General features: G+C 73.6%; 11 protein-coding genes. 4 read left to right on the plus strand and 7 right to left on the minus strand.

The genetic code is table 11. The features are described 5' to 3' along the window. Positions 1 to 150 precede the first annotated feature (150 nt). Genes QMZ92_RS08115 through QMZ92_RS08130 form a run of 4 tightly spaced genes read left to right on the plus strand, consistent with a single transcriptional unit; the run spans position 151 to position 6,106 of the window. A complete protein-coding gene (locus QMZ92_RS08115) occupies positions 151 to 1,338 on the plus strand; it encodes an ATP-grasp domain-containing protein (RefSeq protein WP_283296546.1) in 1,188 nt (395 codons plus the stop codon). Next, positions 1,335 to 3,113 carry an IucA/IucC family protein gene (locus tag QMZ92_RS08120; protein ID WP_283296547.1) on the plus strand — a complete coding sequence of 593 codons (1,779 nt, stop codon included), beginning with the start codon at positions 1,335 to 1,337 and terminating at the stop codon, positions 3,111 to 3,113. The genes QMZ92_RS08115 and QMZ92_RS08120 overlap by 4 nt, the downstream gene beginning before the upstream one ends. Before the next feature lie 6 nt (positions 3,114 to 3,119). Beyond that, positions 3,120 to 4,871 (plus strand): IucA/IucC family protein, encoded by a 1,752-nt coding sequence (locus QMZ92_RS08125; RefSeq protein ID WP_283296548.1) that lies wholly within the window; start codon positions 3,120 to 3,122, stop codon positions 4,869 to 4,871. Further along, entirely contained in the window at positions 4,868 to 6,106 is a 1,239-nt protein-coding gene (locus QMZ92_RS08130) for a type III PLP-dependent enzyme (protein ID WP_283296549.1), read from the plus strand. Before QMZ92_RS08125 ends, QMZ92_RS08130 begins: the two co-directional genes overlap by 4 nt. Before the next feature lie 269 nt (positions 6,107 to 6,375). Here QMZ92_RS08130 and QMZ92_RS08135 read toward each other — a convergent pair whose 3' ends face one another. The 7 genes from QMZ92_RS08135 to QMZ92_RS08165 form a co-directional block, all read right to left on the minus strand. Then, the gene (locus QMZ92_RS08135; RefSeq protein WP_283296550.1) at positions 6,376 to 6,558 is read right to left on the minus strand and encodes a hypothetical protein; all 183 of its coding nucleotides are present in this window, start codon (positions 6,556 to 6,558) and stop codon (positions 6,376 to 6,378) included. Beyond that, entirely contained in the window at positions 6,555 to 7,295 is a 741-nt protein-coding gene (locus QMZ92_RS08140; protein ID WP_283296551.1) for a DUF2470 domain-containing protein, read from the minus strand. Before QMZ92_RS08140 ends, QMZ92_RS08135 begins: the two co-directional genes overlap by 4 nt. A gap of 432 nt (positions 7,296 to 7,727) precedes the next feature. Further along, positions 7,728 to 10,526: a DUF5682 family protein gene (locus QMZ92_RS08145; protein WP_283296552.1), complete on the minus strand. Its 2,799-nt coding sequence runs from the start codon at positions 10,524 to 10,526 to the stop codon at positions 7,728 to 7,730. Then, positions 10,523 to 11,635 (minus strand): ATP-binding protein, encoded by a 1,113-nt coding sequence (locus tag QMZ92_RS08150; RefSeq protein ID WP_283296553.1) that lies wholly within the window; start codon positions 11,633 to 11,635, stop codon positions 10,523 to 10,525. The genes QMZ92_RS08145 and QMZ92_RS08150 overlap by 4 nt, the downstream gene beginning before the upstream one ends. A 214-nt stretch (positions 11,636 to 11,849) precedes the next feature. Then, the gene (locus QMZ92_RS08155; RefSeq protein ID WP_283296554.1) at positions 11,850 to 13,604 is read right to left on the minus strand and encodes a vWA domain-containing protein; all 1,755 of its coding nucleotides are present in this window, start codon (positions 13,602 to 13,604) and stop codon (positions 11,850 to 11,852) included. Next, entirely contained in the window at positions 13,601 to 15,019 is a 1,419-nt protein-coding gene (locus QMZ92_RS08160) for a hypothetical protein (RefSeq protein WP_283296555.1), read from the minus strand. Before QMZ92_RS08160 ends, QMZ92_RS08155 begins: the two co-directional genes overlap by 4 nt. Then, positions 14,989 to 15,501 (minus strand): hypothetical protein, encoded by a 513-nt coding sequence (locus tag QMZ92_RS08165; protein ID WP_283296556.1) that lies wholly within the window; start codon positions 15,499 to 15,501, stop codon positions 14,989 to 14,991. The genes QMZ92_RS08160 and QMZ92_RS08165 overlap by 31 nt, the downstream gene beginning before the upstream one ends. Between the last annotated feature and the right edge of the window lie 330 nt (positions 15,502 to 15,831).

Genomic DNA, 15,831 nt, shown 5'->3' on the forward strand with positions numbered 1-15,831 from the left:
GCGAGCCTCACCTTAACCACAGAAGTGATCTCGTGCGCCAACCGGGGCCGTGTCGACGCGAATTGACAGACTTAGGTGTGCCTAACCTAGTCTCTCGTCCCGTGATCCGGAACTTCGGATCGCCGGATCCGAGCGCGGAGTGGTCCCCTCATGCGGTTGTACCTGCTTGCCCTGAACCCGACCGACTCGGTCACCGAGGGATTCCTCCCGGCCGCCCGTCGGCTCGGCCTGGACGTCACACTGCTCACCGACCGGCCCGCCGCACACCGCGCCGTGCACCCGGACGTCGAGGTTCTGGAGTGCGACGTGCACGACTTCCGGGCCGTGGTCTCCCGCGTGTCCGCCCACGGCACCCCCGAGGCGGTGTTCACCAACAGCGACCATCTGCAGACCCAGGCCGCGCTCGCCGCCGACTACTTCGGGCTGGCCGCGAAGGACTGGCGGGCGACGCTGCGCACGAAGGACAAGGCCGAGATGCGCCGCCGGCTGGCCGCCTCGGGCGCCGACACCGTGCGGTCCGTGGAACTGACCGCCGGGCAGGACCCCGCGGCCGTCGCCGCCGGCGTCCCGTACCCGTGCGTCGTCAAGCCGCGTGAGGGCGTGGCGAGCGAGGACGTCGTCATGGCCGGGGACGCGCCGGAGCTGCTGCGGCGCTGCGAGGAGATCCGCGCGCGGCGGCCGGGGGCCGCGCTGGTGGTCGAGGAGTACCTGCCCGGCGAGTTGTTCACCCTGGAGACCCTCGGCGACGGGCGGGTACGCCATGTGCTGGGCGGGTTCCGCACCGAGCTGTCCCCTCCCCCGTACTTCGTCGAGGAGCGGCTCACCTACGTCCCCCGGCACCCGAGGGACATCGAGGCCCAGGTGCTCGCCCAACTCGACGCGCTCGGCGTCGGGTTCGGCGCCTGCCACACGGAGTTCACGGTGCACGAAGGCCGCGCGCGGATCATCGAGGTCAACTACCGTGCCATCGGGGACCAGTGCGATCTGCTGCTCGCCGGGCTGCTGGACATACCGCTCTTCGAGCACGTCCTGCGCACGCATCTCGGTGAGCCGCTCCCGCCGGTGCTGGGCGCGCGGACCGACGGGGCGGCCAGGCTCGACTACCCGTGCGCCGACCGTGCCGGGACGCTGACGTCGGCCCCCGGGGCGACCGAAGTGGAGGCGGACGGAGTGAAACTGACGTACCGGCCGCTGCGCGGCCTCGGCGAACGCCACCCGGTGTACGGCACCAACCGGGACTTCCTCGGCGTGGTGCGGGCCACCGGAACCGACCGGTCGGCCGTGGACCGCGCCGTGACCGCGTTCCTGGCCGCGCAGAGCTGGGAGATCACGCCTTGACGGTCCCCCCGGCGGGCGCCGCCGCCCGGGCCCGGGCGGCCGGACCGGCCGCTGCCGGAGGCGAGTTGCTGCTGCGGGTGCTGAGCGCCCTGCTGCGTGAGGACGTCGCGGGGCTGCGCAGCCGCGGCCGCCCCGTCGAGCGCGCGGACGGGACCTGGCTGCGACTGGAGACCCCCGGACCCGACGCACTCCTGCTCCCTGTGCGCGAGGACGGCTTCCAGTGCGTGTGGGCGGCCAGGGAACCGCTGCTCCACCGGGAGTCCGACGGCGCCGGGCTGACGGACACCGACACGGTCCTGGCCGAACTCCGTTCCCTCGCCGCGCCGGTGGACCGGGGCGGCTTCGAGGCGTTCGCCGAGGAGTGCCGCCAGACCCTCGACACCGTACGGCTCCACGAGGTCACGGAGGAGGAGGTGCTACGGACGCTCGCGGAGCGCCACGGAGCCGATCCGGCCGACTGGACCGGGCTGTCGGGGGGCCTCGCCCTGGACACCCTCGCCGCCCGGCTCGACCACCCCGTGTATCCCACCGCTCGCGGCAGGTCCGGCCTGGCCGGCGCGGCGCTGCGGGCGTACGCGCCGGAGTTCCACCCCCGGTTCGCGCTGCGCTGGCTCGCCGTGCCGCGCGAGGCCGTGACCGCCGTGGGCCCGCTCCCCGGCCCGGCGCCCTCGGCCCTCGGGCTGTCCGGCCTCGACGGCAGTCATGTCGCGCTGCCCGTGCATCCGCTCACGGCAGCCGGCCCGCTCGGCGACGCGGTGCGCGCCGCCGGGCTCGGTGACCGGGCGGTTACCGCACCGCGGGCCCAACTGGACGTCGTGCCCACCCTGTCCATGCGGACGGTCGCCCTCGCCGACCGGCCCGGGATCCACCTGAAACTGCCGCTCGCCACCTCCACGCTGGGCCGGCTCAACCGGCGCACCATCAAGCCCGGGACCCTGAGCGACGGTGCCGCCGTCCAGCGTCTGCTCCAGGCCGTGACCGCCCGCGAACCACGCTTCCGGGACTCCGTCCTGCTCGCCGACGAGACCCGTTTCGCGCACGCCGGGCACGAACTGCTCGCGGTACTGCTGCGCCGCCAGCCCGCAGGGCTCGACGGCTGCGTCGTCGTGCCGATGGCGGCCCTGCTCGCCCGGGCACCCGGAGGGCGGCTGGTCGTCGACCATCTGGCCGACCGCTTCCACGGCGGCGACCCGCTCGCCCTGCTGGACGCCGTTCTCACGCTGCTGCTGGACTTCCAGACCACGCTCTTCGGGTACGGGATCGCCCTGGAGTCCCACCAGCAGAACGTGTCTCTGGTGCTGGACGGGACCAGCCGAGGCCCCCGGCTGCGGCTGCTCCTCAAGGACAACGACGGCCCGCGGATCCACGGCGGCCGGCTGCGGGCGGCGCTCGGCGCGGACGCGCCCGGGCCCGGGGGCTTCGACGACCGCCGCATTCTCACCGACGGCGACGCTCCGCTCGCCGACCTCTTCGCCACCGTCACCGTCCATCTGTGCGCGGGGGCCTACGCCTTCGGCCTCGCCCGCCACGGACGCGCCCCGCTGGACCGGCTGCTGCGGCTCGTCCGGGATCGGCTGGCCGAGGCGGTCGAGCGGCTCGGGACCGGACCGGGTGAGCCCGGGGCCGTGCTGCGGGCACGGGTGCTGGACGCGCCCGAGCTGCCCGTGAAGGCGATGGTGACCGCGGGAACCCTGTTCGCCAAGCAACGTTCGGGAGCGTCCGACATCAACAAGCACTACACCACCGGCCCCAACTACCTGCTGCGGGGAGTGTGACCCGGGATGACCTCCACACATCCTTCCGCGCACCGCTCCGCGCTGGCGCCCCCGCCCTCGGCGGACGAGGCGGTCGCCCACACCCTCCTCAACTGCCTCCTGCGTGAACTGTGCGGACCCGAGCACCAGACCGCCGTCGTCGACGGGCACCTGCTGCTGCGGCTGCCCCGCCGCGAGGTGCTGCTGCGCGTCGCGCTGCGCCGCACGTCGCTGCTGGGCGCCCACCGGTTCGCCGGCCCCGTCACCGAGGAGACCTCCGGCGGCTGGTCGCCCGTCGGCTGGCGGAGGCTCGCCGAGCACGTCCACGCGGAGCTGACACTGCGCACGGGCGTGCGCAACGAGGAGTTCCTGGAGCAGGTCGCCTCCAGCCACCGGGGCGTCGCCTCCGCGCTCGCAGTTCGCCGCCCGGCCGCCCGGGACGCCGGCCCGCGTGCCGTGCCCGCCGGGTATCTCGCCTCGGAGCAGTCCCTCGCCCTCGGGCACCGCTTCCACCCGACGCCCAAGGCCCGCGGCGGGGATCCCGCGGCCTGGGCGGCGTACGCGCCCGAGGCCGGCGCTTCGTTCCCGCTGCGGCTGCTCGCGGTACGGGAGGACCTGATCGCCGGGGAGTCGGCGGAGCCGGGCGCCGACGCGGCGCTGGACCGGCTGGGACGTGCTCCGGACGGCTACCGGCTGCTGCCCGCGCACCCGTGGCAGTACGCACTGCTGCGCGACGACCCCCGGCTGCGTACGGCCCTCGCCCGCGGTGAGGTGCTCGACCTCGGCCAGGGCGCCACGCCGTTCGCCGCCACGGCCTCCGTCCGCACCCTGTTCGACGGGAACGGCTTCCTGAAGTTCAGCCTCAACGTCCGCATCACCAACTGCCTCCGGAAGAACGCGGCATACGAACTGTCCGGCGCGGTGGCGCTGACCCGGCTGCTGGAGCCGGTCCTCGCCGAACTGGCGACCCGCTTCCCTGGCAGCGACATGCTGCGCGAACCCGCGTACCGGAGCCTCGCCCTGCCCGGGCCGGACGGAGAGCCGGTCCGCGGACTCCTGGAAGGCCTCGGCGTGATCGTCCGCGAAGGGCTCGACCGGAGGCTGCGGCCCGGACTCACCCCGCTGCTCGCCGCGGCCGTCGCCGACGAGTACGCCACCGGGCCCGCCCACGTCTCCCGCCTCCTGGCGGACACGGACCCGCGCACGGCGCTGTCCTGGTGGCGCGCGTACCTCGGGCTGCTGGTGCCGCCGGTGCTCGCCGCGTACTTCGACCACGGCCTCGTCCTGGAGCCGCATCTGCAGAACGTCCTCGTGTGCGTGGACGACGGTGGCCGCCCCCGGCAGGTGCTGTTCCGCGATCTGGAGGGGACCAAGCTCCTGGCGGACCGGCACTCCGCCGCGCTCGCCGCGCTGCCGGCGGACGTGGCGGGGCCCATGACGTACGACACCGGACGCGGCTGGGACCGGGTGGTCTACTGCCTCCTGGTGAACCACGTGTCCGAGATGCTCGCCGCCCTCGCCGATCTGCACCCGGTCGCGGAGGCCGCGCTGTGGGCCGAGGTACGGGACACGCTCCGCCGCCACGCGGCCGAACACGGGCCGCAGCCGCGGCTCGACGCGCTGCTGTCGGGCGCGCCGCTGCCCGCCAAGGCGAATCTGCTCACCCGCTGGGCGCGAACGGCCGACCGTGACGCGGGTTATGTGCGGCTGCCCTCCCCGCTCGCCGAGGACGTGCTGTCCGGAGCGGCCCGCGCCGACGACATCCGGAGCGGACGATGACGGACTTTCCGACGGTCGCCGCGGTCTCCCCCGCCGTCACCGCGCCGGTGCGCGAGCGGGTCCGCTCCCTCCCGGCCGACCAGCTCCCCGCCTATCTCTACGACCTCGGCGCGCTGCGGGAGCACGCCGCGGCGGTACGGGAGGCACTGCCGGAGCGGGTCGAGCTCTACTACGCCGCCAAGGCCAATCCCGAACCGGAGGTCCTGACGGCCCTCTCGCCGTACGTGGACGGCTTCGAGGTGTCCTCGGGCGGCGAACTGGCCCATACGGCCGAGGCCGTACCGGACCGTCCGCTGGCGTTCGGCGGTCCCGGGAAGACGCCTGCCGAGACGGCGGCGGCGCTGGCGGCCGGCGTGGCCCGGTTCCACGTCGAGAGCGCCCATGAACTGCGGATGCTGGCAGCCCTCGCCGCCGAGCGGCCGGCGTCCGCCCCACCGGTCGCGGTGCTGCTGCGCTTCAATCTGCCGCTGTCCGACGGGGCGTTGAGGGCGAGTGCGCTGTCCATGGGCGGGCGCCCGACACCGTTCGGTCTGGACCCGTCCGAGGCGGGTGACGTGATGCGGTTCCTCACCGGTGGGGCCTGCCCCCGGCTGCGGGTGCACGGGGTACACGCCCATCTGGCGAGCGGGCTCGGGGCGGCGGCCCAGCTCGCCGTCGCCGAGTCCGTGGTGTCATGGGCCGTACGGCTCTTCGAGCACCACGGCGTACCGCTCCACGAGGTGAACGTCGGGGGCGGCATGACCGTCGACTACGCGGATCCCGGCACCCGGTTCGACTGGGCCGGCTACGGGGCCGGACTGGCCGGCCTCACCAAGGACCACCCGGGCCTTCGGCTGCGCATCGAACCGGGGCGCGCGCTGACCGCGTACTGCGGCTGGTACGCCACCGAGGTGCTGGACGTGAAGCGCAGCCACGGCGAGGACTTCGCCGTGGTCCGCGGCGGAACGCACCATCTGCGCACCCCGGCGACGAAGGGCCACGACCAGCCCTGTGCCGTGCTGCCGGTGGCCGGCTGGCCCCACCCGTGGCCGCGCCCCGCGGCCCGGGGCGACAGGGTGACCGTGGCGGGGCAGCTGTGCACGCCGAAGGACGTGCTCACCCGCCGGGTGCCGGCGCCGGGTCTGCGGGCCGGGGACCGGCTGGTGTTCGCGCTCGCGGGCGCGTACGCCTGGAACATCTCGCACCACGACTTCCTCATGCACCCGCGTCCGGGATTCCACTTCCTCGACGGGTGAGGGCGGGCCACGGAGGCTCTCCGAGCAGCCCGGGCGGCCCGTTCGCCGCGCTGAGGCCGTCCGCCCGGGCTCCGTTCACGGCAGTCGTCCGGGAAGGCTCCCGGCCGCACTACGGCGTGGTCCACGGCGAGGCGGGGCTTGCGACGTCTCCCACGGGGACCCCGCCTCTCGGAGGGCCGCTCTCGTACCGGGCGCATTCGGACGGGCCACACGACGAATCAGGTGCGCGTGCCGGGCGTTGCGGGCCGGGTGGCACTCGCGTACCCGGGCTAGCGGCTCGGGGGTCCCGGCGGGGTGCAGATCGCGGCCGCGCGAGGGGCGGCGCGGATGATCGCGCCGACCAGGTCGGTGCCGGGCTCCGGGGAGGGATCCTCGGCGGTCCGGTCCGGGCGCTCCGCGGCGGGACGCGCGGTGCGGCGGGCGGGGAGCCGCTCGGGGCGTACGCCGGTCACGGCCGGCTCGGCAGTCGGCTTCCGCGACGGCGGGCGCGGGCCGCCGCCAGCAGTTCCCGGACCCGGTCGCCCGCGTGCCCCGGGTCGCGCACGGGCGCGGGGAAGGGAAGGAGGACGTCCCGGTGGCTGTGCGGGTGTTCGAGGCGGAGGGTGATCCCCCGCCGGTCCATGGCCAGCGGCCACACCCGGACCACTCCCTGGAGCAGCCGGGGATCCACCAGCCGCGTGAGCAGGGCCACGACATCGGCGTGGTCGTCGACGAGGTGGGTGAGCACGGCGGCCTCGTGGAGAGCGAGCACGTCCGGCCGGGCCAGGGCGAGTTCGTCGAGGCCGACGGTGACCGGTCCTGCGGGGGTCTCCAGGGCGACGTGTGCCGTGACCGTCCGGAAGGTGACGGTGCCGGACTCCTCGCATCCCGGGGCACCTTGGGGAGCCAGCCATCCGGCGACGGTGACGCGGGATCGCACCCGGTCGCGGACCGCGACCGGCGCGACGTCGGTGAACTTGAGCACGACGGGGAGCGTGCCGCGTGGTGCGAGGGCGACCTCACCGGCGAGTCGGCAGTCGGCCGGCACTCTCAGCAGCAGCCGGCCGCCGACGCTGTGCAGGCCGCCGCCGACCAGATCGCAGGTGTGCCCGTCGGTGACCACCGTGAACGAATCGGCGGCGGCCAGCACCGTGCGCACCTGTTCGGCCGCGCTCACCTCCTCGCCCGCGCAGACGTCGTCGGCAGCCATCCCACACCCCTCGACTAGATTAGGTAAGGCACACCTAACCTAACCCATGGTCGGGTGCGGACGCATCAACCGTCGGGACCTGGCGCCGACTCCTCCGCCGCACCCGTCCGCGTGGGACGTCCGACCACCTCGCGCGATGGATCCGCACCCCACCGGGCACACACGGTTCGACGGATGGCCGTGAGGCACCGCCGGGGGGAACGCCCGTGCACCGTGTGCTCCGCCACCGGCACCGGAACAGAGGGTTCCGGCAGCGCCTGGACCGGCCCGTACGCTCCCGGCCCGTGCGGACACCGCGACGGGACGCCCTTCACGGACGGGCGTCCCGTCCGGCGCCCCGACGGGCGCCGTGTGAGCCGGTCGCGACAAGGGACCGCGGGCAGCCCGGGCGCCCCTGCGGCCGGGGCGCACCGGACTCAGCGTCCATCGGGCTCAGGGCGGGGCCAGCAGAGCCTCCAGCGCCGCCGCCGTACCGGGATGGGCATGGACGAGTACCGCGCCGCGCGGGCCCGGGTCCGTCGTCTCCCACCCGCCGTCGCAGCCCAGCAGCTCCGCCACCGCGTCGCAGGTGGCGGGGTGGGCGGCGAGCAGCGGGACGCCGCGGCCGGCGCCCCTTGGCCGGGCGGCAGGCTCTGCCCGGTGGTCCGGCTCCACACGCCACGGCGGCACCCATGAGTCGAGGGCCCCGAGCCGCCCGGGAAAGATCCGGCCGGCCTCGCGGATCAGCAGCGGCGCCTGCTCCGCGCCGCCGGACCGCAGGGTGCCGATGAGGGTCGGCAGCCACGGCAGCAGCACCGCGTCCGGCAGCCGGGCGAAGGCGTTGGACACCGCCTCCACGACGAAGTCGGCCAGGGCGGGGACCGGCTCCAGCGCCTGGAGGAACCCGCTGAGGTAGCGCGGATAGGCCGGAACCACCAAGGGGTTGCCGAGGAGTTCGTCGCAGCGTGCCCGCAGCTCCGCCCGGGACAGGCTGCCGAGCTGGGTCCGCGCCGCCCAGAGCAGCGCGACCTTCGCCGGCTCCTCGGGGTGCGACGCCGCGACCGCCAGCTCCAGTTGCGTGCGGTCGCAGCCCAGGGACAGCGCCAGGCCCTCCATGCTGAACAGGAACCCGAGCATCGCGGCGACCTGGCGCACCGTCGCGTCCTCGTCGGTGAACGCCGTCGGCAGCAGAGTGCAGTAGTGCGCGTACCCCGTCTTGACGAAGGACTCGATCCACGGCGGCAGCACCGGCTCACCTGTCCGGTAGTACGCCAGCAGTCCGCGCACCCGGCGCAGCACCTCGGGGGCGCCGTCGACGCTGCGCTCGGTGGCCAGCACCTCCAGGGCACGGGTGCCCAGCTCGTCGGCGAGGCGCCGGCTGCGCAGATGGAGCATCGCGTCCTCGACGGCCTCGAGGACGACGGCCGTCGTGGCCCGAGGACCGTACGCCGTGCGCCGCAGCCGCTGCTCCAGCACCTGCTCGATACTGACGCCCTCGTAACCGAGCTCGATCAGCGCACGCTGGTGTGTGCCCAGCGCGAGGTCCCAGGACTCCTGGATGGGGCGCTCACCGAGCCGCCGCTCCCCCATGATCGGACGCGCCGCGCCCTGCGGCATCAGGTACCGCAGCATCCACAGAAGGTCGGAGCACTTCTCCAGCTCCGGTCGGGAGGCGATGTCGAGCAACGCCCGCTGCACCCCGCGCTGCTGGAGCTTCAGCCCAAGCGGCGCGAGCCGGTCGTGCACGTCACGCGCCAGGGGCGGCAGCGCGTCGTAGCCGACCTGGCCGATCCGGTCGCCGCCCATCATGATCTCCACGAGCCGGCGCACATCGCGCCGGCCCGGCACGGTGTCCTTCTCGATGCAGGTGACGGCCGCGTCCTGGAAGTCGTACGGGGTGGGCTTGGCGCGGTCACGCATCCCGGCGAGGAGGATCGACGTCTCGAACACGGCGATGGCGTCGGCGGTGGAGGCGAGATAGCCGTTACGACGCGCCGCCCGCACGATCTCGACCGACCAGCCGAGCAGTTCGGCCTCGTCGAGCCGGTCCAGGACGGGTGACCGCCGCAGAAATCCGGAGAGCCTGTCGGAAGCGGGCTCCGCCGCGTCGGCGGCTGCGGGGCCGGCTTTCGCCGCCTTCGCGCGCTTCTTCGTGCCCGCCTGTCCCACCAGCCGGAAGGGCTCGACGCGGGTGCGCCTGACGTTCTTCGCCCACACCGTCGAGGCGATGGAGACCGAGCCGGCGGCGAGGCCGAACTGCGCCTCGATCGCGGCATGGCTGGACGGAATCAGACCGTGCTGCCACCTGGTCGCGGTCCGGGGCCCGATCTCGAAGCCACCGGCACCGTCCACGCCGAACTCGGCGACACGGCTGGCCGCGTGGAACGCGCCGCAGACGTACAGGCAGTCCGCGGGATCCGTGCCGGTGGCGGCCAGGTGCTCGCGCATGCGGGTCCACATGTAGCGCTCGCGGTCCTCGTCCACGCCCACCCGCCGGGGGTCACCCGGGGCGAGGCGGCGGAACAGACTGCCGATCAGCAGCATGACCTGCCGGTAGGTGTCGTGGTCGGTGTCCCCCAGCGGCAGTTCCACGTACTGGTGCCACCACTCCGACCAGTGGCGGACCCGGCCGTGGCGCAGCAGATGCTCCTCCAGTTCGGCGAAGCGGGGCCGGAGGTCCCCGATCTCGACGCCGACCGCGTCCCCGTGCAGGGCGGCCTCCTCCTCGGCCGGCGCGTCCGGACCGGACGGCTCGGAGCGTGCGGCACCGCGCGCGTCCCACTGGAACACATGGTCGGAGGAGCGGTCGACGAGAACGAGTTCGACACCCGGAGTGTCCAGTGCGTAGGCGATCGCCTGGTACTCGGCCGACGCCTCGGTGATGGGCGCGACCACCGAGAGCGGCGACCAGTCGGCCGGGAAACCCTCGACCTCGGTGGCGAACGCCTGCACCGCGACCGGGAGTCTGCAGTTCCGCAGTTCGGTCAGGAGCGGGGCCATGTCCTCGCACAGTTCGAGGTACACCACCTTCGGCTGCTTCTCCCTCAGCCGCCGTGCCATCGCGAGCGCCGAGGCGGGTGAGTGGTGGCAGACCGGGAAGATCTCCAGGGGCTCCCGCACCGCGCGGTCCACGTCGTCGACGATGCCGAGCAGGACGCCCTCGAGCGCGTCCGGGCCGTCGGCGAAGGCCGCCGCCGCTGCCTGCAGTTGGGACCGCAGCTCGGTGAACGTCCCTTCCTGGGCGGTGCTCATGACAGGGTGGCGATCGCGTCGCGGCCGCCCTCCAGGAACTCCGGCCAGGAGCCGCCCTCCTCCTTGCTGCGCGGCTCGACGACGCCGTGCAGATACTTGTTGAGGATGGCCAGGTCCTCGGGCTCGCGCCGGGCCAGCGACCCGACGAGGGAGGAGGCGAGGGTGTGGGCGGTCAGCGCGCGCTCGCCGAAGAAGTTGCTGTGCAGGATCGCGTCCTCGAGCACGCCGATCTGCTCGGCCGTCGACAGCGCGGACTCCAGCTTCTCGTCGTCGCTGCCGGCCGAAGCCGAGGAGGCGCGCAGGTCGGCGAAGCTCTGCAACAGTACGTCCAGCAGCGTCGGCGGTACGTCCAGTTCGATCTGGTGGCGGCGCAGCAGTTCCTCGGTACGGAAGCGGACGATCTCCGCCTCGCTCTTCTTGTTCGTCACCACCGGGATGCGCACGAAGTTGAAGCGCCGTTTGAGCGCCGAGGACAGGTCGTTGACGCCCCGGTCCCGGCTGTTGGCGGTGGCGATGACGGAGAAGCCAGGCCTGGCGAAGACGATACCGTCGCTGTCCAGCTCGGGGACCGAGACGTACTTCTCCGACAGGATGGAGATCAGGGCGTCCTGGACGTCGCTGGTGGAGCGGGTGAGCTCCTCGAAGCGGCCGATCGCACCGGTCTCCATCGCGGTCATGATCGGCGAGGGGATCATCGACTCGCGCGACTGGCCCTTGGCGATGACCATGGACACGTTCCACGAGTACTTGACGTGGTCCTCGGTGGTGCCGGCCGTGCCCTGCACCACCAGGGTGGAGTTGCGGCAGATCGCCGCGGACAGCAGCTCGGCCAGCCAGCTCTTTCCGGTGCCGGGATCGCCTATGAGCAGCAGGCCGCGGTCGGAGGCCAGGGTGACGACGGCACGTTCGACGAAGCTGCGGTCGCCGAACCACTTCTGGGAGATGTCCCTGCCGAGATTGTCGGAGCGCTCCGACCCCAGGACGAAGAGCCGGACCATCCTCGGGGAGAGCCGCCAGGAGAAGGGTTTGGGGCTGTCGTCGATCGACTCCAGCCAGTCGAGTTCCTCGGCGTACTTGATCTCGGCGGGGGCGCGCAGCAGTTCGGACATGTCAGGGCCTTTCTGAACGTGGGAGCGTGCAGACGTGGGAGCGTGCAGACGGGTCAGCCGGAGGAGAGGTCGGCCCGAGGAGAGGTCGGCGTGGCCGGTGTGTCCCGGCAGAGGACACCGCGGCCGGTTGGGTGGGCACGGCCCGCGAGCGGGAGTGACGGCTGCGGGGCGGTTGCCGGCCGCGCCTCTCGTGGGGACCGGGGCGGGACAGCCCTTAGGCGAGGAACGTCTTGAGTTCGTGGACGAGCTTGCGTATGTGACCGGATATGACCGGTGTGCCGAGGTCCTTGAAGCGCTCCCGGAACCAGGGGTTGACGCTTCCGCGGCCGGAGCTGGTCACCGAACCGACGGGAATGAACTTGGCCCCCGACCGATGGATGGCGGCCATGGACTCGAAGAGCTGCTCGCTCCGCCACTCGTAGAAGTCCGAGATCCACACCACGACGGTGTTGCGGGGTTCGGCGATCTTCGGCTGGGCCAGCGCCATGGCGACCGTGCCGTCCGTACCACCGCCGAGGTTGGTGCGCAGCAGGGTCTCGAAGGGGTCGTGCACCCAGGGGGTGAGGTCGAGGGCCTGGGTGTCGTAGGCGATCAGATGGACGTCCACCTTCGGCAGCCCGGTGAAGATCGAGGCGAGGATGGTGCAGTTGACCATCGAGTCGACCATGGAGCCGGACTGGTCCACGACCACGACGAGCCGTTGCGGCGTCGTCTTGCGCACGGTGTGCCGGTAGTAGAGGCGGTCGACGTACAACCGCTCCTCCTCCGGGCTCCAGTTGGTGAGGTTCTTCCAGATCGTGCGGTCGAGGTCCAGGTTGCGGAAGACGCGCTTCGGCGGCACGGAGCGGTCCAGGGCACCGACCGTGGCCTTCTCCACCTGGGTCCGCAGCACCTCGGCGACCTCGTCGACGAAGCGGCGGATCAGGGCCTTGGCATTGGCCAGCGCCACACCGGACAGGTTGTTCTTGTCACGCAGCAGCTGCTCGATCAGCGACATGCTCGGGGTGAGCTGCGAGGCGAGCCGGGGATCGGCGAGGACTTCGCGCAGCTGCATCCGCCGCACGAGGTCGGCCTCGATGGCGCCGAGTTCCGGGCCGATCGCCGGGACGAGCCTGCTGAGATCGGGCGCCCCACCGCCACCGGTGCCGATGGGGCTGACGCCCCGGCCGGCCGTGCCGTTGCCGGTCCGGCCGCCGCGCAGTTCACCGGGCCGGCAGCCGAGCGCACGCTCCAGCCAGCCCGCGTCGGACTGCCAGCGCGAGAGCTCCCCGGCGGTGACCGTGCCGGATCCGGATGAGAAGACGTTGAGCAGCACCTTCGACACCAGTGCGGCGCGGCGCACTTCGGCGGCGCGGTCGCGTCCGTCCGCGCCGCCCCCGCCGGCGTCGTCCGCCTCGGGTACGGCTGCGGGGCCCGTGGCGGTTCCGGCCGCCGCGGAACCGGAACCGGTTCCGGTACCGGACCCTGCCACGGGCGCGCAACCGGTTCCGGATCCCGCCGGGAACCCCGCCTCGGGTACGGTGCCGGCTCCGTGCCCGGCCGCCGCGGAACCGCTGCCGGTGGCGGGTGGGGCCTCCTGCTCGGGCGCGGACGGGGCCGCGGACGGGGGCCCGGGCTCTGCGGACCCCCCGTCGGCCCGGTCGACGGTCCCGGCGCCGGGACCGGGCCGGTGAACGGGTCCAGGGCCCGCTCCGCCATCGGGCCGGGGCACCATCAGCCCGTCGAACTCGGCGGCCAGCTCCGGGTGTCGCTGCACGACGGAGTCGACGGACACCTGCGGGTCCAGCAGCGCGGGCGGCAGCCCGATGTCCTCGACGACGGCGAGGCTCGCCGATTCCAGCGTCGTCTGCTCGTCGCGGTCGAAGAGGCGGGCGAGGAGCCGCCAGTAGAGGACCTGGCGGCGGTTGTCGTGGGCGTCCGCCTCGGCGTGCCGGTCCCTGTGCTCGGGTGCGGTCGTCTGCTCGGTCATTTCCGCAGCAGCCTCCCCGCCCGCTCGCGCAGCACCTTCACGGCATCGGTGGCGGCCTTCTCCGCCCTGAGGCCGGCCTTGTCGGTGGTACCGCCGGCCCAGGCCCCGCCGTGTACCGCCGCGGTCCTCTTCCGCACGGTCGTCTCGACGGCGAGCGGCTGGACGCTGAACACCCCGGCGTCCCAACGGAGCAGCCCAATGCACGCGCCCGACGCCTCGACGGCCTCCGGCGTCAGCGGGCCCGCGGCCGGAACGCGGCAGGCGTCGACGAGCACAGGGTGCCCGGCGACCTCGAACAACAGTACGCCGTCGTCCTTGCGTACGGTGTATCCCTCCAGGAACACCGGCTCGGCGATACGCGCCGGGTGGCGGTCCGGCGGTGCGGCCGCCGTGGCCGTGGCCGCGGCCAGGGCGACACGGGCGGTGGCGAAGGCATCGGCGGGCCCACCCGGGCGCGCTCGCTCGTCGTCCCAGATCAGGTCGCCCTCCGCGGTGATCGGCATACCGGACAGATCCATCGAGCTCCCTTCGCTCACGGCCGCCAGCAGCGTCATGTGCGGACGGAGCAGCTGCCAGACGCCCGCCCCCACGACCGTGTCCGGTTTCGGCACGGACACGGCGGCGCGCACCAGCCGGGGCGCAGTGCCGTCCGCGGGCTCGAACACCGCGTGGACCTGGGCCTGCGCGGCGGTCGCGTGCTCGTGGACGTCGACGCCGAGCGGTAGCAGCCTGCCGGTGGCCGTACCGGGCGTGGCCACCTCGGCCGCACCGGGCAGCGTCAGCAGCATCGCCCGCGACCAGAGGTCGGCCCAGCGGCGCACGGGGACGCGTTCGAGCGTCGCCCCCGGGCAGGAGGCGGCGAGTTCGGCGGCGAAGCCGTCCAGGAGCGTCGCGGGCCTGCGCAGTGCGGGGTCGGGGAGCATCGCGGAGACCACCTGGGCGGCCCCGGAGACCAGTTCGTGGTCGATGCCCTGCCATCCGGCGCGCGCCACGTCGGAGAGCCAGGAGCGGGCGGCGGCCGACAGGTTCGCCGACTGCCGCTGGGCGGGCGGGGGCGCGGTCTCCTCGATGCGTGGACGGCCGGTCGCCTCGTCGACCCGGGTGACGAGCGCGTCGTGGACGGAGCCGAGCAGCGCAGTCCGGGCTGCGGCCAGGGCGACGAACTGGTCTTCACCGGCGGCCCCGGCCGCTGCCTTCCCGGCCGCCTCGGCGGCCCGGGAGGCCAGCGGCGTGCCCGCCACGGCGTCGGCGAGTCCGGCCAGACCCGCGGCCTGGGCGGGCTGGGGACGGTGGAGTCCGCCGACGAGAGCACGGTCGAAGGCGTCCACGGCGGCCAGGGCCTCGTCGAGCCCGTCGACCGGATCGGTGAGCAGGGCGGTGCGCATCACGCCACCGCCCTGGCCTGCGGGAACCACTGCATCTCGGGCAACGGCGCCGTGCCGGGGGTCAGTTCGAGGTAGGCCAGGTGGCGCAGGAACCGACTGAACACGGGAGCAGCGGTCTTCGTCTCCGCCTGCGCGGGGCGGGTGGCGGTCATGGCGGCGGTGACGCCGGCCGCCGTCGGCTCCTCGTCCCCCGTGTCGACCCTCAGCCATCGGGCGACGCGCTCGGCACCGTACTGCAGCACGGCTTCGCCGACCAGGGCCCGGATGTGGTTGCAGAACGAGCCGCGCGCACCGCCGCAGGGCCGGTTGTTGTTCGTGCTGCAGGCGAACGCGTACGTGCCCGCCTCGACCGACGACACATAGACCCGCTCGATGTCCGAGCCGCTGGACACCACGCCCTGCAGGCGTCCGTCGGCCAGCTCGACGAACGGGACCTTCGCGAGCTTTCGCGGTCGCGCGGGCGCCACCAAGCGCGCCGCGCTCCGCTTCTCCCAGTCGGACAACGCACCCATCTCCTTCGCACAGCACGGGAAGTCCCTGCCGGAAGAGTGAGGCCGGCGGGACACGACTGAACCTAGCGGCGCCCACTGACAGCACCGATCTTGGGCGGGCGGCCCAGCACGGCGAACGGCAGCCGGGAAGGGACCCGCGGAGGAGCACGGACGAGCCCCAGGTGCGCACACCCTGGGTGCCCGTGCGGGCACCCGGGGTGGCGCCTTCCGGGCGTCGGGCACGCTCGCGGTGCAGAGCGGGCCCGGGCTCTCTAGCCTCGAAGCAGAAGAAACGCGAAGAACCGCACAACTCGGAAAGCGCTCCGGTACGCCCGCCCGTCCGAACCCGGA

Source organism: Streptomyces sp. HNM0645 (assembly GCF_030056615.1).
GTDB lineage: Bacteria > Actinomycetota > Actinomycetes > Streptomycetales > Streptomycetaceae > Streptomyces > Streptomyces marianii.

Excerpts from the sequence above, each read along its gene's own strand:
- QMZ92_RS08115 (WP_283296546.1), top strand. The coding sequence starts at position 151 with ATGCGGTTGTACCTGCTTGCCCTGAACCCGACCGACTCGGTCACCGAG.
- QMZ92_RS08125 (WP_283296548.1), top strand. The coding sequence starts at position 3,120 with ATGACCTCCACACATCCTTCCGCGCACCGCTCCGCGCTGGCGCCCCCG.
- QMZ92_RS08130 (WP_283296549.1), top strand. The coding sequence starts at position 4,868 with ATGACGGACTTTCCGACGGTCGCCGCGGTCTCCCCCGCCGTCACCGCG.
- QMZ92_RS08140 (WP_283296551.1), bottom strand. The coding sequence starts at position 7,295 with ATGGCTGCCGACGACGTCTGCGCGGGCGAGGAGGTGAGCGCGGCCGAA.
- QMZ92_RS08145 (WP_283296552.1), bottom strand. The coding sequence starts at position 10,526 with ATGAGCACCGCCCAGGAAGGGACGTTCACCGAGCTGCGGTCCCAACTG.
- QMZ92_RS08150 (WP_283296553.1), bottom strand. The coding sequence starts at position 11,635 with ATGTCCGAACTGCTGCGCGCCCCCGCCGAGATCAAGTACGCCGAGGAA.
- QMZ92_RS08155 (WP_283296554.1), bottom strand. The coding sequence starts at position 13,604 with ATGACCGAGCAGACGACCGCACCCGAGCACAGGGACCGGCACGCCGAG.
- QMZ92_RS08165 (WP_283296556.1), bottom strand. The coding sequence starts at position 15,501 with ATGGGTGCGTTGTCCGACTGGGAGAAGCGGAGCGCGGCGCGCTTGGTG.